General features: G+C 64.2%; 19 protein-coding genes. 18 read left to right on the top strand and 1 reads right to left on the bottom strand.

Annotation, left to right across the window (positions count from 1 at the left end; all coding sequences use genetic code 11):
- The first annotated feature begins 216 nt into the window (after positions 1-216).
- From LRX75_RS20305 to LRX75_RS20360, 12 genes are all read left to right on the top strand, one after another.
- Entirely contained in the window at positions 217-1,143 is a 927-nt protein-coding gene (locus LRX75_RS20305; protein WP_231816465.1) for a carbohydrate ABC transporter permease, read from the top strand.
- Entirely contained in the window at positions 1,143-2,012 is an 870-nt protein-coding gene (locus LRX75_RS20310; RefSeq protein WP_231816466.1) for a carbohydrate ABC transporter permease, read from the top strand. The genes LRX75_RS20305 and LRX75_RS20310 overlap by 1 nt, the downstream gene beginning before the upstream one ends.
- Before the next feature lie 29 nt (positions 2,013-2,041).
- On the top strand, positions 2,042-3,985 hold the full coding sequence (locus tag LRX75_RS20315) for a glycoside hydrolase family 127 protein (protein ID WP_231816467.1): 1,944 nt from the start codon (positions 2,042-2,044) through the stop codon (positions 3,983-3,985).
- Positions 3,986-3,995: 10 nt separating this feature from the next.
- Complete coding sequence (locus LRX75_RS20320) at positions 3,996-5,099, top strand: ABC transporter ATP-binding protein (RefSeq protein WP_231816468.1); 1,104 nt, start codon at positions 3,996-3,998, stop codon at positions 5,097-5,099.
- A gap of 333 nt (positions 5,100-5,432) precedes the next feature.
- Positions 5,433-6,797, top strand: a complete 1,365-nt coding sequence (locus tag LRX75_RS20325) for a type II toxin-antitoxin system HipA family toxin (protein ID WP_231816469.1) — start codon at positions 5,433-5,435, stop codon at positions 6,795-6,797.
- Complete coding sequence (locus LRX75_RS20330; protein WP_338110342.1) at positions 6,794-7,111, top strand: helix-turn-helix domain-containing protein; 318 nt, start codon at positions 6,794-6,796, stop codon at positions 7,109-7,111. The genes LRX75_RS20325 and LRX75_RS20330 overlap by 4 nt, the downstream gene beginning before the upstream one ends.
- 147 nt (positions 7,112-7,258) lie before the next feature.
- Positions 7,259-8,419 carry an ABC transporter ATP-binding protein gene (locus LRX75_RS20335; protein ID WP_231816471.1) on the top strand — a complete coding sequence of 387 codons (1,161 nt, stop codon included), beginning with the start codon at positions 7,259-7,261 and terminating at the stop codon, positions 8,417-8,419.
- Between the two features lie 71 nt (positions 8,420-8,490).
- Positions 8,491-9,345, top strand: a complete 855-nt coding sequence (locus tag LRX75_RS20340; RefSeq protein WP_338110343.1) for a carbohydrate ABC transporter permease — start codon at positions 8,491-8,493, stop codon at positions 9,343-9,345.
- Positions 9,345-10,166, top strand: a complete 822-nt coding sequence (locus LRX75_RS20345) for a carbohydrate ABC transporter permease (protein WP_231816473.1) — start codon at positions 9,345-9,347, stop codon at positions 10,164-10,166. The genes LRX75_RS20340 and LRX75_RS20345 overlap by 1 nt, the downstream gene beginning before the upstream one ends.
- A 50-nt stretch (positions 10,167-10,216) precedes the next feature.
- On the top strand, positions 10,217-11,512 hold the full coding sequence (locus tag LRX75_RS20350) for an ABC transporter substrate-binding protein (RefSeq protein ID WP_231816474.1): 1,296 nt from the start codon (positions 10,217-10,219) through the stop codon (positions 11,510-11,512).
- 70 nt (positions 11,513-11,582) lie between these two features.
- Positions 11,583-12,383, top strand: a complete 801-nt coding sequence (locus LRX75_RS20355) for a phosphodiesterase (RefSeq protein ID WP_231816475.1) — start codon at positions 11,583-11,585, stop codon at positions 12,381-12,383.
- Positions 12,384-12,524: 141 nt separating this feature from the next.
- Positions 12,525-14,318 carry a bifunctional diguanylate cyclase/phosphodiesterase gene (locus LRX75_RS20360; RefSeq protein WP_231816476.1) on the top strand — a complete coding sequence of 598 codons (1,794 nt, stop codon included), beginning with the start codon at positions 12,525-12,527 and terminating at the stop codon, positions 14,316-14,318.
- Positions 14,319-14,354: 36 nt separating this feature from the next.
- Here LRX75_RS20360 and LRX75_RS20365 read toward each other — a convergent pair whose 3' ends face one another.
- Positions 14,355-14,975, bottom strand: a complete 621-nt coding sequence (locus LRX75_RS20365) for a GntR family transcriptional regulator (RefSeq protein ID WP_269456286.1) — start codon at positions 14,973-14,975, stop codon at positions 14,355-14,357.
- 380 nt (positions 14,976-15,355) lie between these two features.
- Here LRX75_RS20365 and LRX75_RS20370 point away from each other — a divergent pair, with 380 nt between their 5' ends.
- From LRX75_RS20370 to atzD, 6 genes are read left to right on the top strand one after another with little or no spacing between them, the layout of a single operon-like run.
- Positions 15,356-16,483, top strand: coding sequence for a BMP family ABC transporter substrate-binding protein (locus LRX75_RS20370; protein ID WP_231816478.1), 1,128 nt, complete (start codon positions 15,356-15,358; stop codon positions 16,481-16,483).
- A 57-nt stretch (positions 16,484-16,540) separates the two neighbouring features.
- Positions 16,541-17,674 (top strand): ABC transporter permease, encoded by a 1,134-nt coding sequence (locus LRX75_RS20375; protein ID WP_231816479.1) that lies wholly within the window; start codon positions 16,541-16,543, stop codon positions 17,672-17,674.
- Positions 17,671-18,597: an ABC transporter permease gene (locus tag LRX75_RS20380; protein WP_231816480.1), complete on the top strand. Its 927-nt coding sequence runs from the start codon at positions 17,671-17,673 to the stop codon at positions 18,595-18,597. The genes LRX75_RS20375 and LRX75_RS20380 overlap by 4 nt, the downstream gene beginning before the upstream one ends.
- A gap of 16 nt (positions 18,598-18,613) precedes the next feature.
- The gene (locus LRX75_RS20385; RefSeq protein WP_231816481.1) at positions 18,614-19,630 is read left to right on the top strand and encodes a formamidase; all 1,017 of its coding nucleotides are present in this window, start codon (positions 18,614-18,616) and stop codon (positions 19,628-19,630) included.
- Positions 19,631-19,641: 11 nt separating this feature from the next.
- Complete coding sequence (biuH, locus tag LRX75_RS20390) at positions 19,642-20,343, top strand: biuret amidohydrolase (RefSeq protein WP_231816482.1); 702 nt, start codon at positions 19,642-19,644, stop codon at positions 20,341-20,343.
- Entirely contained in the window at positions 20,343-21,458 is a 1,116-nt protein-coding gene (gene atzD / locus LRX75_RS20395; RefSeq protein WP_231816483.1) for a cyanuric acid amidohydrolase, read from the top strand. Before biuH ends, atzD begins: the two co-directional genes overlap by 1 nt.
- Position 21,459: the final 1 nt, after the last annotated feature.

The following is a 21,459-nucleotide window of genomic DNA, read 5'->3' on the forward strand; positions in this document are numbered from 1 at the left end:
TCCTGTTTGCGGTCTTGGCCGCCCCTCACCCTAACCCTCTCCCCGCGTGCGGGGCGAGGGGACGTGGCACACGGTCGCTCCGAGCCCCTTCGCCCCGCGAGCGGGGAGAAGGGGCCGGCAGGCGGATGAGGGGCGGATGCGACCCGAAACGATCACGTCGTGCCTGCCGCCCGTCCCATCGTCAACCCCGTCCCATCATCAACAAGGAGCGAAATCTTGGCTTCGACGGCCCACAGACCGACGCAGACGGTGACGGCTGCGAGCAACGACCCTGAGCCGAAGGGCTGGCTCGGCCTCGCCTTCATGGCACCGAGCCTCGTCTTCATTCTCGGCCTTTTCGTCGTACCGCTGGTCATGGCGCTCTGGATGAGCCTTCACAACTGGCCGCTGCTCGGACGCCGGAAGTTCATTGGGCTCGGCAATTATGCAGAACTGCTGGCGGACATGCAGCTCTGGCATTCGCTCGGCTTCACGTTGCTCTATACTGTGCTCGTCACAGCCGCCATCATGGTCATCGCCTTGCCCCTGGCACTGCTGGTGGACCGTCCGCTCAGGCTTGCCGGCTTTTTCCGTACGGTCTACTTCATGCCGGTCGTCATCGGCTTCGGCGCAGCCTCGACGCTGTGGATGTGGTTGCTCAATCCTGACAATGGCGTTTTTGCCCATTTGTTGCGGGGCCTTGGCCTCGTAGACAGCGCGCCGCGGCCGCTTGAAAGCTTCTGGCCGGCGCTCGGCGTCATCATCCTCATGGTGGTCTGGAAGACGGCAGGCTTCACCATGGTCATCCTTCTCACCGGCCTTCAGGCCATTCCCGCCGACGTGACCGAAGCGGCCAAGATCGACGGCGCCGGCGTGTTCAGCCGCTTTCGCCGGATCACGCTGCCGTTAATGCGCAATTCGCTTCTTCTGGCCCTGGTGCTGAACGTGACGTCGTCGATGCTCGCATTCGATCAGTTCTTCATCATCACACAGGGTGGCCCGTCGAACAGCACCATCTCCGCGGTGTTCTCGATCTACCTCGCCTCCTTCTCCTCCTATCGCCTCGGCTACGGCTCGGCCATGTCCTTCGTCCTGCTCGTCGTCCTCGTCGCAATATCCTCGATCCAGCTTGCCTTCCTGCGCCAGCGGCCGGAGGAAAGCTAATGAGCCGCACCCTTCCCACTTCCGCACCGATGCCGGCCCGCGAACGGCTCGGCTTTGCAGCCTTCATCCTCGTCTCGATCGTCTTTGCGCTGTTCTTCCTGCTACCGATCGTCTGGTCGTTCGCCAACTCTTTCAAGCCGGCCGCAGAGGCTCTGGCCCATCCCGTCGCACTGTTTTCCAAGGCCTTCTCGCTGGAGAACTACAGGCGGCTGAATACGGTCGGTGCCGGCTGGACCGTCTATGCCGGGAACTCGGTCATGATTGCGCTCGGAACTGTGGTGCTGACGGTGCTCGTCGCCGTTCCCGCCGGCTACGGTTTCTCGAAGTTCCGCTTTCCCGGTCAGTCCGCGCTTTTCATCGTGGTGATGGCGACGATGATGATCCCGTTCCAGTCGATCCTCACGCCGCTCTTCCTCATTCTCAAGGTGCTCAAACTTCAAAACAATCTGTTCGGCCTTGTGCTAATCTACGTGACCTTCCAGCTCCCCTTCTCGATCTTCATGATGCGCAATGCCTTCGATGCGGTGCCGCGCGCGCTGATCGAGGCGGCACGGATCGACGGGGCGTCGCAATGGACGATTCTCAGGCGGATCATGCTGCCGATCGCCCTGCCCGGCGTCGCGACGATCGCCATGTTCGCCTTTCTCAATTCCTGGAACGAGTTCCTCGCCGCGCTGATCTTCCTGTCGGATCAGAACAAGTTCACGCTGCCGATCATGCTGGTCAACGTCTCCTCCGGCATCTACGGCATCATCGACTGGGGTGCGCTGCAAGCCGGCGTCACCGTCACCATGGTCCCTTGCATCATCCTGTTCCTCCTCCTGCAACGCTATTACGTGCGCGGTCTCACCGCCGGCGCCGTAAAATAAGCATCGTGCATTCCAAAAAGGCTTCTCCCATGTCGTCCACGCCCGCCTCTCCGCGCGTCCAGCCGTTGACCTCACCCCGCCGGTTTGTCCCCGTCGATCATGCCCGCGTGGATTTCACCGGCGGGTTCTGGGAAAGCTGGTCGAACACCGTGCGCAACGTCACCATCCCCACCCAGCATATGCGGTTGGAGGAGGAAGGATTTCTGGAGGTCCTCGACTTCGACAAGCCGCCGTTACCGCTGGTGCGCCGCATCCAGCCGAGCGGGCTGTCGATGCAGCATTTCTTCGATAGCGATTTCGGCAAATGGATCGAGGCCGCAAGCTACACGTTGAAAGCGCATCCGAACGCCGAGATCGAGGCGAAGATCGACGCGATCGTCGAGAAACTCGAACAGGGGCAGATGGCCGACGGCTACCTCAACAGCTGGTTCATCCGCCGTGAGCCGGAGAAACGCTGGACGAACCTGCGCGATCTTCACGAGATGTATTCGATGGGGCATCTGCTCGAGGGAGCCGTCGCCTATTTCGGAGCGACCGGCAAGCGACGCTTCCTCGACGTGATGATCCGCGCCGTCGATCAAATCATCGACACGTTCGGCCCGGAGCCCGGCAAGCTGCGCGGCTATGATGCCCATGAGGAAATCGAATTGGCGCTGGTCAAGCTCTACCGCGTGACGCGCGATCCGCGCCATCTGGCCCTTGCGACCTACTTCGTCAACGAGCGCGGCCAGATGCCCTCCTATTACGACGAGGAGGCCCGCCGTCGCGACGAGAACCCGGAGGATTACGTCTACCAGACCTACGCCTACAGTCAGGCACACATGCCGGTACGAGAGCAGACAAAGGTCGTCGGCCATGCGGTGCGCGCCATGTATCTCTTCTCCGCCATGATCGATCTCGCGCATGAGAACGACGATCCGACCCTGAAGGCAGCCTGCGAGCGGCTGTTCGACAACCTCACCGGCCGCCAGCTCTACGTCACGGGCGGGCTTGGTCCATCCGCCTCCAACGAGGGCTTCACGCGGGAATACGACCTGCCCAACGAGACAGCATATGCCGAAACCTGCGCTGCCGTTGCGCTCGGGTTCTGGAGCCACCGCATGGCGCAGCTCGATCTGGATGCAAAATACACCGACAAGCTGGAAACCGTGCTCTTCAACGGCGCGCTGTCCGGTATCTCGCGCGACGGCGAGCATTATTTCTACGAGAACGTGTTGGAGAGCCACGGCCAGAACCGCCGCTGGAAGTGGCATTACTGCCCCTGCTGCCCGACCAACATCGCCCGCCTCATCACCTCGCTCGGCGGATATGTCTATTCCGCGACGGATGCGGATCTTGCCGTGCATCTCTACGGGGCCAACACGGCGGAGATAACGCTTGGGCAAACCATCGTGCGGCTCACCCAGGACACCCGCTATCCTTGGGACGGCGATATCCGGCTCGCGCTCAAGCTTGAGACGCCCTCATCCTTCACACTGCATCTGCGCATCCCTGGCTGGTGCGGGGCAGCACGGGTGACGGTCAATGGTGAGGCCGTCGATGTGGAGACGGAAGTCACAAAAGGCTATGTGGCGATCCAGCGAACGTGGTGCGAAGGCGACGAGGTGCGTCTGTCCTTCGATATGCCGGTCGATCGCCTTTATGCGCATCCGGCGGTCGGCGAGGATGCCGGACGGGTGGCACTGAAGCGCGGTCCCGTGGTCTATTGCGTCGAGGAAACCGATATCGGAACCGAGCCGCAGCGGTTGCGGCTGCCGGCGGAGGCAAGGCTCGACGTCGCCTATGATCCGGACCTGCTGGGCGGCGCTGCCGTGCTGACGGGCGAGGCACTGGAGGCCGAAACGGGCGATTGGGACGGGCTTTACCGCACGACACCACCGGCGCTCACTCCCCGCGCTTTCAAGGCGATCCCCTATCATCTCTGGGCAAATCGCGACCCCGGCGCGATGCTTGTGTGGCTGAACGAAAAGTAGGAGACAGACGATGGCCCGGCTCGAACTGCGAAATGTCGTCAAATCCTATGGCATTTACGAGGCCGTACGCGGCATCGATCTGGAGATCGAGGACAAGGAGTTCGTCGTCTTCGTCGGCCCGTCCGGTTGCGGCAAATCGACGACGCTCCGGATGATCGCCGGGCTTGAGCACATCACCGGCGGCGACATCGTCATCGGCGATCAGGTGGTCAATCGCCTGGGGCCGGGCAAACGCGACATTGCCATGGTATTCCAGAACTACGCGCTTTACCCGCATATGTCCGTGCGCGAGAACATCGCCTTCTGTCTCGAACAGCAACGACTGCCGAAGAGCGAGATCGAGACACGGATCCTTGACGCCGCCCGCACGCTGCATATCGAGGAGCTTCTCGACCGCCGCCCCGGCCAGCTGTCCGGCGGGCAGCGCCAGCGCGTCGCCATGGGCCGGGCGATTGTGCGCAATCCGAAGGTATTTCTGTTCGACGAGCCGCTATCAAACCTGGATGCAAAACTTCGCGTGCAGATGCGGACCGAGATCAAACGTTTGCATCAGGTGCTGCCCACGACCACTGTTTATGTGACACATGACCAGATCGAGGCCATGACGATGGCAGACCGGGTCGTTGTGATGAATGGCGGACTGATCGAGCAATGCGGCCCGCCGCAACATCTCTACCACCATCCCGCCACCCGCTTCGTTGCTGGCTTCATCGGCTCGCCATCGATGAACTTTTTGCAAGCCCGGCTTCTCCAGACCGCGGATCGGCTCGTCGTGCGGCTTGAAGATGGCACAGATTTGCCTGTCCCGCCGGAACGCGCCGTCTTCTACGCAAACGATATTGGCCGGCCTGTTACGTTCGGGATACGCCCTGAATCCTTGAGCGCCGAACAGCAGCGTCCGGGATATGTCCCGCTGCGCGCCAGGATTGACCTTGTTGAGCCCCTTGGTCCTTCGACGATGATCTACTTCGACGTGGGAGCCACGCCCCTCTGCGCGAGCATCGACCCCGAGGCGGGCGCTAAAGCGGGAGAAGAGATCGTTCTGTCCGTCAATATGAACCAGATGCATCTTTTCGACGGAGAGACAGGCGTTTCGCTTACCCCCGATCCATGACCACAGACTGGAGAAACAACGACGTCTTGCTCGGCAATGGCATGACGACGGACACGGCACAGTCTTTAGACATCGATCGGACCTGAGTTTCGACGTCCTGTCGCTTCGTCACAAGCCGAAATCAGCCAGTCGTTTGCAAGTACATCTCTTGGCGAGCCTCCCTTGGCAACGCGACATCGCGATACCGTCCGATCGAACCAGCTCGGTCGAGCCTGGCGTTATTCTCATCGCTCGTTCACGCAGACAGCGAAAAGCGCATTTACGTTTTACACCCCTAAAGGGGTTGTTCTTGGCCGATTTTTCGTCTATAAGACCCGCAAAAGGTACTATTAGATGTTTTTAACCTTCGAAACCTACTGGCATGGTGAGTGGCATATATCTGCCGTAGCGCGAATCAAGGACCAAAGCCTTGGGTATGAAGGGCATTCGGATGTCGAGTACGAGCTCGACTACTTTGTCGATACGGCAGCAGCTGACTTCCACACCGAGAAACCTGTTAAGGACGCGAGAGCTCTCTCGATAAACTATCCCGTCAGCTTGGAAAGATATTACCGCCAGACATGGCCACCATTCATGTTGGATCTGATGCCGCAAGGCCATGCGCGGCGAAAGCTTGCCGAGCATCTGCGGATAGGGGTCGATGCACGAGCGTCCGACCTTCCGTTGCTTCTGCGAGCGGGTGGCAATCCGATTGGCAATCTTCGCATCAAAGAAGCGGCTGAGGCCGAGGAGCAGAGACTTGCTGCCGTGCGTCGCGTAGGCGTCACGGAGCGAGATATACTTGAAAGAACCGACCTTTTCGTCGAAGTCGTTGACAGGTTCGGTATGATTGCATCAGGTTCGAGCGGCCTTCAAGGAGAGTGGCCAAAAGCATCAATGACGTTGGCCTCTGACGGGCTCTACTATCCGGATGCCTTTGTCCACGACGACGAAGCTGTCAGGCACGTCATTGTCAAGCTGCTCAGGAGTCGTGATGAACAGGACCGACTGATACTGGAGGGCGAGGCAGGTTATTCGAAACTGGCTCAGGAACTTGGTCTGCATGTTCACGAACCTTCCGTGTACGCAGAAGGCGTCCTTATCATCCCAAGGTTCGACCGGCAGGTAAAGGACGGGGTGGTTCAGCGCTTTGGCCAGGAAAGCATGGTCTCGGCACTTGGGGTGGCGGAGTTTGGCCACCTTGCAAGCCACGAGGACTACATTGATGTTCTCCGTCGCAATTCTGAAGAGCCCTTCGCAGATATCCTTGAGTACATGAAGAGAGACATAGCCAACAGAGCGTTCGGCAACCCGGATAACCACGGCCGCAATACAGCTCTTTCCAAAGGGCCAGACGGCTCTGTCCGTCTAGCGCCTCTGTTCGACTTTGCACCCATGCGTCTTGCTGCGGAAGGAATCGCCCGTTCGACCCGTTGGGCGGCCATGAGGGAAATTCATAGGGATACAGCGCCCGACTGGCTCACGGTATGTCAGGCGGTCTTTCCCGACAATCCCTGCGAGGCGCAGGGATTGTTAGACGAAATCAGTGGCTTTGCGGAGAAAATACTTTCGCTGGGAAATCTGAACGCGTTCGGCATCCGCGATGACGTCTCTAAGCGAGCGGCGGCAAACCTGATCCCTGTCTGCGAGGGGGTCCTGGAAGCCTCAAGCCGTAGACATGAATTTATGACGACGGGAAATTCTTCATGCCCAAAATGAGGCAGCTCACCAGAGAGGAGATACGGGCTCGGCGTCAACGACTCCGCGAGTGTTCAGCCGCGGCGGAGCTACGTCTGCCAGATGCGGTCCTCGACATCCGAAAGTCTCTCGGATTGACGCAGGAAAAGTTCGCTGAACTCACGGGGATGACCAAGCGACAAGTCGCCGAAATCGAGACTGGAAAGGGCAATCCGACTTTCGATACGCTCAACAAGATCGGGAAGCTCTTCGGGTTTACGTTGGGCTTTGTACCAAGGGCTGGCAGCGGTCCCACAGCTCTATCCTTGCGAGAGCCAGAACCAGAAACGAGGTGAGCGCTATCGCCCGGCGCGAGATGGAGCCCTCGACACACTCTTGATGGCCAAGTCGATCGCTCACGCCGCCTGTCATCGATCTTTCGTCAAACGGTTGTCCGCCTGTCATCTCGAAGCGGCATACGCGCCCCGGAACAGGAGCGCATCATGTCGTCGCAAGCCATCGATCTTCGCACTATCGAGAAACGGTTCGGGCCGGATGCCGTCCTCAAGGGTATCGATCTGTCGATCCGGCCGGGCGAGTTTCTGTCGCTGGTGGGCATGTCGGGTTGCGGCAAGTCGACCTTGCTGCGCATCATCGCGGGCCTTGAGCGTCCGGATCGGGGCACGGTCGCCATCGGCGGGGCCGAGGTGACGGATGTCGATCCGAGCGATCGCAATCTGGCCATGGTGTTCCAGTCCTACGCGCTCTACCCGCACATGAGCGTGCGGGACAACATCGCCACGCCGCTGCGCATGCGCCGCCTGTCCATGCCCGCGCGCCTGCCGGTGGTCGGCCGCCTGTTCGGGGCGTCCGGGGTCCGGACCGCGATCACGCAGGATGTGGCGCGCGCGGCGGGACTGCTGCAGATCGGTCATCTTCTCGATCGCAAGCCCGCGCAGCTTTCCGGCGGCCAGCGCCAGCGGGTGGCGCTCGCCCGCGCCCTGGTGCGCTCGCCCGCAGCCTTCCTCATGGACGAGCCGCTCTCCAACCTCGATGCCAAGCTGCGTGCCCACATGCGCGAGGAGCTCGTGTCGCTGCACCGCCGGCTCGGGGCGACCTTCGTCTACGTCACGCACGACCAGATCGAGGCGCTGACCATGTCGGATCGCATCGCGCTGATGTCGGAAGGGCGCATCGAGCAGCTGGGCACGCCGGACGAGCTCTATCGCCAGCCGGCTACCCTGACCGTCGCCCGCTTCATCGGCGCGCCGTCGATCAATCTTCTCCCCGTCGATGTCGATGCGGCGGGCGAGATTTCCGCCTGCGGGCAGGCGCTCGGCCTGCGCAGCACCGGTGAGGCCGGCCCGGCCACGCTCGGCCTGCGCGCGGAAGACCTGTTCGTTGCCGCCGAGGGCGCCGCCCTGCAACAGACGCTGGCCGTAACAGTGCTGCGCAGCGAAACCCACGGCGCCGATTGCTACATGACCTGCCAGCTTCTGGCCGATCCCGCGGTGCGCCTGACCGTGCGCCAGACGGCGGCGGCGCGGCCGGGCGTGACGTCCGACGGCATCGTCCATCTCGGTTTCGGTGCGGAGCGGGCGCATCTCTTCGGTGCCGACGACCTGCGCCGGCCGCTCATCATGCGCGCGCGGGTGCCGGCATGACGGCCGTGTCCACCGATCTGGCGCTGCCGCGCCCATCCGGCGTCGCGTCGTCCGGCAGCACCGAGCGCCGGATGATCCGCAACGGGCTTCTGTTCACGGCCCCGGCCGTCGTCCTGCTGCTCGCGATCTACATCCTGCCCATGCTGCTGCTCGCGGTCTTCTCTGTCACGGATTACCAGCTTGGCGCCCTGTCGATCCGCTTCGTCGGGCTGGAGAATTTCGCGAAGGCCCTCCACGATCCGGTCTTCCTGCGCGCCTTGTCCAACACCGTGCTCTATGCCGCCCTCGTCATCCCCTTCGGCGTGTTTCTCGCCCTCGGCGTCGCGCTCCTCGTCCACGGCACGAGGCGCAGCCGGGCGTTCTGGGAGGTTGCCTATTTCCTGCCGGTCACGGCGACGCTGGTGGCGATGGCGACCGTCTGGCAGTTTCTGCTGCACCCGTCGCTCGGGCCGGTGAACGCCGCCATCACATGGCTCGGCTTTTCGCCGGTCGGCTTCCTGTCGGATCCGGCGCTGCTCATCCCGACCATGGCGCTCATCGGCATCTGGCAGGTGCTCGGCTTCAACATGGTCCTGTTCCTCGCCGGCCTCACCGCTATTCCGAAGGATCTCCACGAGGCGGCGCGGCTCGACGGAGCCAGGAGCCCGCTCGACCGCTTCTTCACTGTGACGTGGCCGATGCTCGGGCCGACGACGATGTTCGTCATCGTCACCACCTCGATCTCCGCCTTCAAGGTGTTCGAGACCGTGGCGGTGCTGACCAAAGGCCGGTCCGGGTCGGAAACGCTGCTCTTTGCGCTCTATCTCGAAGGGTTCGAATATTCGAACACCGGCTATGCCGCGGCGCTCACCCTCATCTTCCTTGCCATCGTGCTCCTGCTGTCCATCGGTCAGACGCTGCATCTCGACCGGAAGGTGCATTATTGATGACCGTCCTGCGCAAACTCGCTCCGCATGCGGTTCTGGCGCTCGGCGCCGCCGTCATGCTGCTCCCCTTCTACTGGATGGTGCTGACCTCCATCCGCTCGCCGGCCGAGATCTTCGACGTCTCGCTCTGGCCGATCCCCAGGTCGTTCGACGCGGTGGAGAACTATGCGCGCGCCGCCGGACAGGTGCCGATGGCCCGGTTCATGCTGAACGGCGTGATCGTCTGCCTCGGCATTCTCGTGGTGCAGGTGCTGACCGCGGTGCCCGCCGCCTATGCGCTGGCCAAGCTGCGCTTTCCCGGCCGCCGGCTTCTCCTGTCGCTGGTCATCGCGGCGCTCTGCGTGCCCATCCAGGCGCTGGCCCTGCCGCTGTTCGTCGGTCTCGCCAGGGCCGAGCTGCTCAACACCTATTTCGCGATGATGGCGCCGTTCTTCCTCTCGGTCTTCGCCATCTTCCTCTTTCACCAGTCCTTCCGCAGCTATCCGACCGAGATCATCGAGGCGGCGCGGCTCGACGGCTTTTCGGAACTGGAGATCTGCTGGCGGCTCGTCCTGCGCGGCTCGCTGCCGTCGCTTGCCGCCTTCACGGTCTTCTCGCTCGTCGCGCACTGGAACGATCTCTACTGGCCGATGATCGTCGTGTCCGACACCCTTCTCGCGCCGCCGCCGCTCGGCATGCTGTTCTTCTCGGATGTCGAGACGGGCGCCAACTACGGCGCGCTGATGGCCGGCGCCACCCTCATCACGGCGCCCATGCTGATCTGCTTCCTGCTCGTCCGGCGGCACTTCATCGCGGGCATCACCATGACCGGCGTCAAGTGACGCCACCCGAACCACCCCTCCCGAACATCCACGTCCCTATGGAGACCTCAATGACCCTCACCCGGCGCACCGCCATCCGCGGCCTCGTCTTCGGCCTTGCCATGGCCGGTCTCAGCGCGACGGCTTCGGCCAGCGACGAGATCACGCTGAACGTCCTCTACAACCTGCCCGGCTTCACGAAATTCCATCAGCCGCTGGCAGATACCTTCATGAAGAACAATCCGACGATCAAGATCAACTTCCTGGCACCCGCGAGCGGCTACAACGAAGGCCAGCAGCAGGTGCTGCGCGCCGCGGTCACGGGCAACCTGCCCGACGTCTACTTCTCGGGTTATAACCTCACCGGCGAACTCGTGCACACGCTGGCGCCGCGCAACCAGATCACGGATCTCGGTCCCTTCATCGCGGCGGAAGGCGGCGCGGCCTTCCTCGACACGAACTACAGCCCGAAGATGGCGGCGCTCGGCCAGGTGGACGGCAAGCAGTACGGCCTGCCGGTCAACGCCTCCTCGCCGATCCTGTATGTGAACGCCGATCTCGTGCGCAAGGCCGGCGGCGATCCGGACAACATGCCGAAGACTTTCGAGGCGCTCATCGCGCTTGCCGCCAGGATCCACGCGCTCGATCCGAAGATCGCCGGTATGGGCTACGACATCAATGGCTGGCCGGACGACTGGCTGTGGCAGTCGCTGATCTTCCAGCAGGGCGGACAGCTGGTGGATCCCGCCACCAAGACGGTCGCCTTTGATAACGAGACCGGTCTCAACGCCCTGAAGCTTACCCGTCGTTTCGTCACCGAGGGCGGCCAGACGCTGCTCGACTGGGACCAGTCGCGTCAGCAGTTCGGCGCCGGCCTCACCGGCTTCATCTTCTCGACGCCGGCCCATGTGCAGACGATCGAGGGGCTGGTCGGCGACCGGTTCGAGCTGAAGACCACGACCTTCCCGCTCGACAATGCGGAAAAGGGCGGCGTGCCCACCGGCGGCAACTCTGCCGTCATCCTCACGCAGGACAAGGCCCGGCAGGATGCCGCCTGGAAGTACCTGAAATGGATCACCGGCCCCGAGGCGCAGAACCTCATCGTGCGCATCACCGGCTACCTGCCGACGAACAGGCTCGCGACCGGCCCGGACTATCTGGCGCCGTATTATGCCGAGCATCCGAACGTCAAGACGGCCTCGCTGCAGGCCGATCGCTCGCTGCCCTGGGCCGGTTATCCGGGCGGGGACTCGGTGCGGATCTGGCGCACCCAGCGGGACGTCATCGGCACCGTCATGCGCGGCGAGATCACGCCGGAAGACGGCCTGAGCCAGATCGTCGCCCAGACCAACGGCCTGATGAACTGAGCCGACCCGCCCGCGGCTGCGGAGGCTTGCCTCCGCAGCCGCGTTCCATCCCGACAAGGCGCCTGACCCCATGAAGATCATCCAGCTGACCGACACGCATCTCCTGCCGCCGGGCGCGACCATCCACGGCGTCGATCCCGAGGCCCATCTGCGGGCGGCCATCGCCGACATCCGGGAGAGGCACGGGGACGCCGATCTTGTCGTCGTCACCGGCGATCTCTGCAACGATGGCGATCCGGAGGCCTACGCGCTGCTGCGCGACATCCTCGCGCCGCTGCCCTGCGACATCCGCCTTCTGCTCGGCAATCACGATGCGCGCCCGGCCTTCATCGCCGCCTTCCCGGAGCAGCCGCGTGACGAAAACGGCTTCGTCCAGTCGTCGCTGGACACGCCGTTCGGCCGGCTGCTCTTTCTCGACAGCCACGCGCCGGGCGTCATCGGCGGCATCTACGATGCGCCGCGCCTGTCCTGGCTGGAGACCGCCCTCGCCGGCGCCGGCGAAAAGCCGGTCACCGTCTTCGTCCACCACCCGCCCGTTCCCTCGGGCATCGCGCATTTCGAGAACATCGAGATGCATGACGACGGTTCGATGCTGCAGCTCCTCGCCGCCCATCCCGCCGGCATCCGCCACATCGTCTTCGGCCATATCCACGTGCCGCTGTCCGGTACGAGCGCGACCGGCATCGCCTATAGTTCGGGACAGGCCTGCTCCCACAAGTTCATCACCGATATCGACGCGCCCGATCCGTTCTGGACGGCCGGTCATCCCTGCTACCGCATCATCCACCTCGACGCTCTCGGCTTTCGTGCCTATGCCGCCGAGGTCGGGGAGACGCGGACCGCGCGCGCCGGCCCCTGCGCCGGGCCGTGATGGCGGCGCCCCTTCCCGCTTCTCGCGGGGTGCGCGGGGCGGAACCCGGCGCGGCATCTTCATGAAACTGTCATTCTGCGCAAACCAAACGTTCAGTCTCGCCTGCGATGGTCGCCACAGTTGTCGTTCTGGAGACCGCCGGTGAGTGCCCTTCTCGAAACGTTTTCGCCCCGTCATCTCGGCCGTGACCAGATCGTCACCCTGTCCAAGCTCGTGATCGAGACCGCCTTGCAGCCGATCGTCGAGGCGACGACGGGGACGTGTTTCGGCTACGAGTCCCTGATGCGGGGGTTCGACCGGCTGGGCTTCGCCTCGCCGCCGGCCCTTCTCGACCGGGCGCACGAGAATGGCGAGCTTCTGGCGCTGGAGCACATGGTCATCAGCCGGGCGCTCGCCGCCTTCGCCGCCCTGCCCGGCTTTGCGCAGCGGACGCTGTTCATCAATTTCGATACGCGGCTGATCGGCACGCATGACGAGGCGATCCTCAACCGGCTCGACGCGCACCTGAAGCGGGTCGGCATTCCGCCCTCCAGTCTCTGCTTCGAGCTGTCCGAACGGCATGACAACGAGACCTTCGCCGCGTTCGACACACTGCTCGACCGGTTGCGCGAACACGGCTTCAAGCTGGCGATCGACGATTTCGGCACCGGCTTCTCCGGTCTGAAGCTCCTCTCCCGCGCGACCGTCGACTACGTCAAGATCGACCGGCATTTCGTGTCGCAGATCGAAAGCCTTCCGCGAAACCGCCAGCTGGTGCGCCACGTCGTGACGATGGCGCATAAGCTCGGGGCGCGCGTCATTGCCGAAGGCGTGGAGACCGAGGCGGAGTTCCATGTCTGCCGCGATCTCGGCTGCGATCTCCTGCAGGGCTATTTCCTGGCGATGCCGACCGTCTGCCATGCGGATCTGAAGGCAAGCTATCCGCATCTCGCCCAGGCCGACGACACCAAGCGGCGCACGGCCTCGGCCGACAGCGTGCTCATCCGCCGGCAGGTCGAGCATCTGCCGACCGTGCAGGAAAGCGCCAAGCTCGACACGATCTTCGAGCTGTTCCGCACCGCACCGCAGCAGGCCTTCTTTCCCGTGCTGAACGCGAATGACGAGCCGCGCGGCATCATCCACGAATATCACCTGAAGGAGATGATCTATCACCCGTTCGGCCGCGATCTCCTGCAGAACCGGGTCTATCAGCGGCGCATCGCCAGCTTCGTCACCCCAGCCCCGGTCGCCGACGTCCATATGCCGGCGCATGAAATGCTCGATATCTTCACCGGGGCGAACGGCAGCGACTGCCTGATTCTCACGGAGAACATGCGCTATGCCGGTATCCTCTCCTCCGCCTCGCTGCTGCGCATCATCAGCGAGAAGCAGCTGACGTTCGCACGCGACCAGAACCCCTTGAGCGGCCTGCCCGGCAACCGTGCCATCCGCGACCATGTGCACGAGGCCATGCTCGACGGCGACCGCATGCGCTTCTTCTGCTACTGCGATTTCGACAACTTCAAGCCGTTCAACGACAATTACGGCTTTCACCGCGGCGATGCCGCCATCACCCTGTTCTCGGCGCTGCTGCGCCGCCACTTCATCGGCGACGGCGATTTCGTCGGGCATGTCGGCGGCGACGATTTCTTCGTCGGCCTGTCGGATCTGCCGGCGGCCGAGGTGGAGGACATGCTGACGCGGCTGCTCTGTGCCTTCAAAACCGGCGTGGAGGAGCTCTATTCGGACGACGACCGCGCCCGGGGCTTCATCATGGGCTATGGTCGCTCGGGCGTCGAGCAGGCCTATCCGCTGATGCGCTGCAGCGTCGGCGTTCTGGCGCTGGAAAAGGGCACGATCCTCACCGACGTCAATGCCGTCACCACCCGGGTCGCGGAGCTGAAAAGCCGTGCCAAGGCCAGCCGCTCTGGCCTCGTCATGGATGGCCTGACGTAATCCGCCCGTCGTCTCGGCAGGGGTGTTCCCAGAGCGTCAGCCCCGCGTCGCGGCGAAGACGGTGCTCGCGTCGCTGACGATCGCGACGTGATCATAGGCGGCCTTTCCCGCGGCCGCGGCGTCGGCGCGCAGGATGGCGGTGACGATGCGGTCGTGTTCCGCATAGGATTTCGACAGGCGGCCGGCGAGCCGGAACTGGGCGCGGCGGAACGGGGCGAGCCGGGCGCGCGTCTGCGTCGCGAGTTCGAGAAGATGGTCGTTATGGGCGCCGCGGTAGAGCCGGTTGTGAAAATCGGTGTTGTAGGCGGCGTAATCCTCCGCCACGCCCGAACCGACGAGCTGCATCGACGTGCGGTGCTCGCGCTCAAGCGCGTTCCGCTCGTCCGCCGTCATCCGCGTTGCCGACAGCCGGGCGCAGATGCCCTCGAGCTCCGCCATCGCCTCGAACATCGCGCGGAGATGGGCCTCCTCGACGTTCTTGACGATCGCGCTGCGGTTCGGCTCCCGGCCGACCAGGCCCATGGCGCCGAGTTCGCGCAGCGCCTCGCGCACCGGCGTGCGCGACACCTCGAAGCGCGCCGCCAGCGACAGCTCGTCCAGCCGCTCGCCGGGCACCATCACGCCGGTCACGATCATGTCGGCGATCGCGCGCACCATCTGCTCGACGGTCGTTCCGGCGCGGATGATGGGTCTCTGTTTTGCCTGCGTCACAGTCGTCTCGATGCCAGTCTCAGATCCTGCATACAGATGACCGGCAGACCGAAGCATGTCAATCTCCTGTTTAATACATTGAAAATATGATCTTAAACAGATGACAACGATCGTTCCCGATGAAATCCTGCGATCCGGTCAGCATATGATCCGGGCAGCGATCTAAAAATAGGCATCATCCATCAAAACTGCATACAGTTTTATCAGGCCGGTCTCTATCCCTGCAGAAAGTCCAATCCTTACAACGCCTTCGGACATGGCACGGTCATTGCATACAGTTTCTTGTCCAACAGCCACCGGCCCAGTGCCGCACGGGGAGCATGATGATGACCAACCGCCTTTCCATGAACCGCCGCCGTTTCCTTCAAGCCTCCGCTGTCGGCCTTGCGGCAGGCGCCGTCCCGGGCCTGATGGGGTCTTCCGCCTTCGCGCAGACGGCGCTTACCGTCGGCTTCATCTATGTCGGCCCCAAGGACGACTACGGCTACAATCAGGCGCATGCGGAAGGTGCGGCCATCATCAAGGCCATGCCGGGCATCACGCTCGTCGAGGAAGAAAACGTGCCCGAGACCGTCGATGTCCAGAAGACGATGGAATCGATGATCAATCTCGACGGCGCCGCGCTGATCTTCCCGACCTCCTTCGGCTATTTCGACCCCCATATGCTGGCCATGGCCGCGAAATATCCCGACACCCAGTTCCGCCATTGCGGCGGGCTCTGGCAGGAGGGCAAGCATCCGGCCAACACCGGCTCCTATTTCGGCTATATCCATCAGGGCCAGTACCTGAACGGCATCGCCGCCGGCCATGCGTCCAAAAGCAAGAAGATCGGCTTCGTGGCGGCCAAGCCGATCCCGCAGGTGCTGCAGAACGTCAATGCGTTCCTGCTCGGCGCCCGCTCCGTCGATCCTGCGATCACCTGCCAGGTCATCTTCACCGGCGAATGGTCGCTCGCCATCAAGGAGGCGGAGGCCACCAATGCGCTGGTCGATCAGGGTGTCGACGTCATCACCTGCCATGTCGACAGCCCGAAGGTGGTGGTCGAGACCGCGGCCGGTCGCGGCGCCTTCGTCTGCGGCTACCATGCCAACCAGAGCCCGCTCGCACCGGAAAAATACCTGACCGGCGCCGAATGGGCCTGGGGCAACGTCTATACCGACTTCATCAAGAAGGCGCAGGCCGGCGAGACGCTCGGAAACTTCGTGCGCGGCGGCCTGAAGGACGGCTTCGTCAAGATGAGCCCGCTCGGCCCCGGCGTGTCGGAAGAGGGTCGCAAGGCCTTCGAGGCCGCCCATGCCGAGGCCATGACGGGCAAGCTGTCCGTGTTCAAGGGTCCCCTGAAGGACAACAAGGGCAATGCCGTGATCCCCGCCGACAAGGCCTATGCCGAGGATGCGATCGATCTGGAAAGCATGGCCTATCTCGTCGAGGGCGTGCTCGGCTCCACGTCCTGAGGTCCTGCGAAGCCCGACCATCCGAGGAAGCCCATCATCCCCTGAGGGAGACGCGTCATGTCCGTCGAAGCGAATCATTCCACGCTGTCGCTCGACACCGGCGGAGGCTCGAGCCTCCGCCCGGTTCTCGAATGGCTGGCGCGGCGGGCCGAGCCCGTCGTCATCGGCCTGGCGGCGATCCTTGCCGGTCTCGCGCTGTTCTCGATCTTCATCCTCGCGATCGGCAAGTCGCCGGTCGCTCTGTTCCAGATCATGTATGCCGGCGGCTTCGGCAGCTGGTTCTCCATCCAGAACAGCCTGTCGCGGGCGGCACCCCTCCTCCTCACCGCGCTCTGCGTGGCGCTGCCGGCGCGGCTCGGCCTCGTCATCATCGGCGGCGAGGGCGCGCTGGTGCTGGGCGGCGTCGCCGCGGCGGCCATCGCCACGCCGCTGACCGGCATCCTGCCGCCCTATCCCACGCTCATCGCCATGGCGCTCGCGGCCATGGCCGTCGGCGCGGTGTGGATCGGCGCCGTCGGCTTCCTGCGCCACTATCGCGGCGTCAACGAGACGATCTCCTCGCTGCTCCTCTCCTATATCGCCATCGCCCTGATGAACCAGCTGGTGGAGGGGCCGCTGCGCGATCCCGCCAGCCTCAACAAGCCGTCCACCATGACCTTGCCGGCGGATTATCGGATCGGCGCCATCCCGGGCATGGATGTCCATTGGGGCCTCGTCCTCGCCGTTCTCGCCTGCATCCTGTCCTATGTCCTGATCGAGGCGACGCGCTTCGGCTTTGCCGCGCGTATGGCCGGCGGCAATGTCCGCGCCGCGCAGATCCAGGGCCTGCCGGTGGGGCGCCTGATCGTCGGCTTCACCGCCATCGCCGGCAGCTTCGCGGGGCTTGCCGGCATGCTTGAGGTCGCCGCCGTGCAGGGCAGCGCCAATGCGTCGCTGGCCGCCGGCTACGGCTATACCGGCATCCTCGTCGCCTTTCTCGCCCGGCACAATCCGCTGGCGATCGTTCCCATCGCCGTCCTGCTCGGCGGTCTGGAGGCCTCCGGCGGTCTGATCCAGCGGCGCATGGGTCTGCCCGATGCCACGGTCGTCGCGCTGCAGGGCACGCTCTTCATCGTCATCCTCTTCTGCGAAACCTTCTACGGCCGCTTCAAGGTCTTCAATCCCGATCTCTGGAAAGGACGCCACCTATGAGCGAGACGGATATCGGTCTCTGGGGCGTGCCGCTCGCCATCCTCGCCGGCGCCATCCGCGTCTCCACGCCCTTCATCTTCGTCTCGCTCGGCGAGGCGATCACCGAGCGTTCGGGGCGCATCAATCTCGGGCTGGAGGGCACGCTGGTCTTCGGCGCGATGACCGCCTATGCCGTGGCGGTGCTGACCGGGTCGCCCTGGGCAGGCGTGCTCGCCGCCATGGCCGCGGGCTCGGTCTTCGGGCTCATTCACGGCTTCATCTGCCGCTTTCCCCGGGTCAACGACATCGCCATCGGCATCGCCATGATGCAGTTCGGGCTGGGCTTCGCCTTCTTCCTCGGCAAGCCCTTCATCCAGCCGGCTGCGCCCAAGCTGCCCTCCATCGCGCTCGGCACCTGGTCGTCCTATCCGCAGGTGCAGGCGGCGCTGAACATCAACGTGCTGTTCTTCCTGGGCTTCCTGCTCGCGCTCTTTCTCACCTGGGCCTTCCGCAACACGCGCCCCGGCCTGATCCTGCGCGTTGTCGGCGATTCCACCGATGCCGCCCGCGCGATGGGTATCGACCCCGACCGCGTCCGCCTGCTGGCAACGGCCCTCGGCGGCGCGCTCGCGGCCGTCGGCGGCGCCTATCTCTCGCTTTACTATCCCGGCTCGTGGAACGAGGGCATCTCCTCGGGCCAGGGCCTCATGGCGGTCGCGCTCGTCATCTTCGCCCGCTGGAACCCGATCAACTGCTTCCTCGCCGCCCTGCTCTTCGGCGGCACCGGCGCGCTCGGGCCTGCGCTGCAGTCGGTGGGCGTGACGCAGGGCTACTATCTGTTCTACGCGGCACCCTACGTGCTGACGCTCGCCATTCTCATTGCCACATCCTCGCCCCATCGCGCGCTCACCGGCGCGCCGGGCGAGCTGTCCCTGACGAAATAACGCAAGGAGCTTTCCCATGAACGGTCTGGGTGGTCTGAACAAATCCGAACACGGCGTCGGCATCGGTCTCGTGCAGCTTCAGCTGCCGCTGACGGTGACGAAGGCGGATCTGGCCCGGCAGACGCAGCTGGTCGTCGATCTCGTGGCCAAGGCGCGGCGCAACCAGCCCGGCATGGATCTCGTCGTCTTCCCGGAATATGCGCTGCACGGCCTGTCCATGGACATCAACCCCGAGATCATGTGCGATCTCGACGGTCCGGAGGTCGCGGCCTTCAAGACGGCCTGCCGGGAGAACGCCATCTGGGGCTGCTTCTCCATCATGGAGCGGAATCCGGACGGCATGCCGTACAATTCCGGCATCGTCATCGACGATCAGGGCGAGCTGAAGCTCTATTATCGCAAGATGCACCCCTGGGTGCCGGTCGAGCCATGGGAGCCGGGCGATCTCGGCATCCCCGTCATCGACGGGCCGAAAGGTGCCAAGCTCGCGCTCATCATCTGCCATGACGGCATGTTCCCGGAGATGGCGCGCGAATGCGCCTACAAGGGCGCGGAGATCATGATCCGCACCGCCGGCTACACCGCGCCGATCCGCCAATCCTGGCGCTTCACCAACCAGTCGAACGCTTTCTGCAATCTCATGGTCACGGCCAGCGTGTGCATGTGCGGCTCGGACGGCACGTTCGACAGCATGGGCGAAGGCATGATCTGCGATTTCGAGGGCACGATCATTGCCCATGGCACGGCGGGCCGGGTGAACGAGATCATCACGGCGGAGGTCCGGCCGGATCTGGTGCGCGAGGCGCGGCGCGGCTGGGGCGTGGAAAACAACATCTACCAGCTCGGCCATCGCGGCTATGTCGCCGTTGCCGGCGGGGCGGGCGACGCGCCCTACAGCTACATGCACGATCTCGTCGCCGGCACCTACCGGCTGCCCTGGGAAGACGAGGTCAAGGTGACCGACGGCACCCCCTGCGGCTTCGAAAAACCCACGCGAAAATACGGCGAGAGCGCCAAACTGGCGGCGGAATAGGAGAGACGATCATGGATGCGACGACCGAAACCGCGGAACGCCATATCACGGCCGACCCCTATCCCTGGCCCTATAACGGCAAGCTGCGGCCCGACAATACCGCTCTCATCATCATCGACATGCAGACCGACTTCTGCGGCAAGGGCGGCTATGTCGATCACATGGGCTACGATCTCTCGCTGGTGCAGGCGCCGATCAAGCCGATCGGCGCGGTGCTCGCGGCCATGCGCGCCAAGGGCTACCACATCATCCACACCCGCGAGGGCCATCGCCCCGATCTCGCCGACCTGCCGGCCAACAAGCGCTGGCGCTCGCAGCGCATCGGTGCCGGCATCGGCGACGCCGGCCCCTGCGGCCGGATCCTGACGCGCGGGGAGCCCGGCTGGGACATCATCCCGGAGCTCTATCCGATCGCGGGCGAGACGATCATCGACAAGCCGGGCAAGGGTTCCTTCTGCGCGACCGATCTGGAGCTGATCCTCAACCAGAAGCGCATCGAGAACCTCATCCTCACCGGCATCACCACGGATGTGTGCGTCTCCACCACCATGCGGGAGGCCAATGACCGGGGCTTCGAATGCCTGCTTCTGGAAGACTGCTGCGGCGCGACCGACTATGGCAACCACCTCGCCGCCATCAAGATGGTCAAGATGCAGGGCGGCGTCTTCGGGGCGGTCAGCGATGCGGCGAAGCTGATCGAGGCCCTGCCCTGATGGCGCCTGCGCACCGCGACCTGCTGCAAGCCCGTGTCTGGCGGGTCGCTGCGAGCGGCCCGGCCGATGTGTCGGGCGTGGAAGCGCTCTTTGCGGCCGGCCTGAGGCCGGAAACGGTCGTCGCCATCCTCGGCAAGACCGAGGGCAATGGCTGCGTCAACGATTTCACCCGCGGCTATGCCACCGCGAGCTTCGAGGCGCTGTTCGCAAGGCTCGGCGTGGCCGCCCCCTGCCTCGTCATGTCCGGCGGTACGGAGGGTGCGCTGTCGCCGCACTGGACGGTCTTTGCCCGCGAGAGCGTGGCCGACGCGACGGAGACGATGGATGCGCCGGCGCTCGCCATCGGCGCATCGCGCACGCCGCATCTCCCCTACCACCATCTCGGCCGGCGGGAGCAGGTGCTTCTGGTCGCACAAGGGGTGAAGGCGGCGATGGCGGATGCCGGGATCGACGCCCCGGAGGACGTGCATTTCGTCCAGATCAAATGCCCGCTGCTGACGCTTGCCCGCGTCCATGAGGCGGATGCGGCCGGGGCGGCGGTGGCCACCCGGGACACGCTGAAATCCATGGGCCTGTCGCGCGGCGCCTCCGCCCTCGGCGTCGCCGTGGCGCTGGGCGAGATCGATGCCGGGGAGATCACCGACGCCGTCATCGGCGCCCGTCTCGACCTCTTCTCCCGCTGCGCCTCGACGTCCGCGGGCGTCGAGCTCACGGATCACGAGATCATCGTGCTCGGCATGAGCCGGGCCTGGCGCGGGCCGCTCGCCATCGATCACGCCGTCATGGCGAGCGCCATCGACACTGTATCCGTCCGCGCCGCGCAGGCACGACTGCCGGAGACGGCGCGGCTGACCGCCGTTCTCGCCAAGGCGGAACCCGACCCCTCGGGCATGGTCGGCGGGCGGCGTCACACCATGCTGGACGATTCCGACATCGCCGGCACCCGCCACGCCCGCGCCTTCGTCGGCGGCGTGCTCGCTGGCGTCTTCGGCATGACCGACCTCTATGTTTCTGGCGGCGCCGAGCATCAGGGGCCGCCGGGCGGCGGACCGGTCGCCATCATCGTGGACCGCATCGCAACCGTGGACATCGCAACCATGGACAAGGAGAGCTGAC

It is taken from the genome of Rhizobium quercicola (assembly GCF_021168455.1).
Classification (GTDB): Bacteria; Pseudomonadota; Alphaproteobacteria; order Rhizobiales; family Rhizobiaceae; genus Ferranicluibacter; species Ferranicluibacter quercicola.

What these genes read in the sequence shown, in the direction of transcription:
- LRX75_RS20310 (WP_231816466.1), top strand. Translation starts at nt 1,143, where the DNA reads ATGAGCCGCACCCTTCCCACTTCCGCACCGATGCCGGCCCGCGAACGG.
- LRX75_RS20315 (WP_231816467.1), top strand. Translation starts at nt 2,042, where the DNA reads ATGTCGTCCACGCCCGCCTCTCCGCGCGTCCAGCCGTTGACCTCACCC.
- LRX75_RS20320 (WP_231816468.1), top strand. Translation starts at nt 3,996, where the DNA reads ATGGCCCGGCTCGAACTGCGAAATGTCGTCAAATCCTATGGCATTTAC.
- LRX75_RS20325 (WP_231816469.1), top strand. Translation starts at nt 5,433, where the DNA reads ATGTTTTTAACCTTCGAAACCTACTGGCATGGTGAGTGGCATATATCT.
- LRX75_RS20330 (WP_338110342.1), top strand. Translation starts at nt 6,794, where the DNA reads ATGAGGCAGCTCACCAGAGAGGAGATACGGGCTCGGCGTCAACGACTC.
- LRX75_RS20335 (WP_231816471.1), top strand. Translation starts at nt 7,259, where the DNA reads ATGTCGTCGCAAGCCATCGATCTTCGCACTATCGAGAAACGGTTCGGG.
- LRX75_RS20340 (WP_338110343.1), top strand. Translation starts at nt 8,491, where the DNA reads ATGATCCGCAACGGGCTTCTGTTCACGGCCCCGGCCGTCGTCCTGCTG.
- LRX75_RS20345 (WP_231816473.1), top strand. Translation starts at nt 9,345, where the DNA reads ATGACCGTCCTGCGCAAACTCGCTCCGCATGCGGTTCTGGCGCTCGGC.
- LRX75_RS20350 (WP_231816474.1), top strand. Translation starts at nt 10,217, where the DNA reads ATGACCCTCACCCGGCGCACCGCCATCCGCGGCCTCGTCTTCGGCCTT.
- LRX75_RS20355 (WP_231816475.1), top strand. Translation starts at nt 11,583, where the DNA reads ATGAAGATCATCCAGCTGACCGACACGCATCTCCTGCCGCCGGGCGCG.
- LRX75_RS20365 (WP_269456286.1), bottom strand. Translation starts at nt 14,975, where the DNA reads ATGGTGCGCGCGATCGCCGACATGATCGTGACCGGCGTGATGGTGCCC.
- LRX75_RS20370 (WP_231816478.1), top strand. Translation starts at nt 15,356, where the DNA reads ATGACCAACCGCCTTTCCATGAACCGCCGCCGTTTCCTTCAAGCCTCC.
- LRX75_RS20375 (WP_231816479.1), top strand. Translation starts at nt 16,541, where the DNA reads ATGTCCGTCGAAGCGAATCATTCCACGCTGTCGCTCGACACCGGCGGA.
- LRX75_RS20380 (WP_231816480.1), top strand. Translation starts at nt 17,671, where the DNA reads ATGAGCGAGACGGATATCGGTCTCTGGGGCGTGCCGCTCGCCATCCTC.
- LRX75_RS20385 (WP_231816481.1), top strand. Translation starts at nt 18,614, where the DNA reads ATGAACGGTCTGGGTGGTCTGAACAAATCCGAACACGGCGTCGGCATC.
- biuH (WP_231816482.1), top strand. Translation starts at nt 19,642, where the DNA reads ATGGATGCGACGACCGAAACCGCGGAACGCCATATCACGGCCGACCCC.
- atzD (WP_231816483.1), top strand. Translation starts at nt 20,343, where the DNA reads ATGGCGCCTGCGCACCGCGACCTGCTGCAAGCCCGTGTCTGGCGGGTC.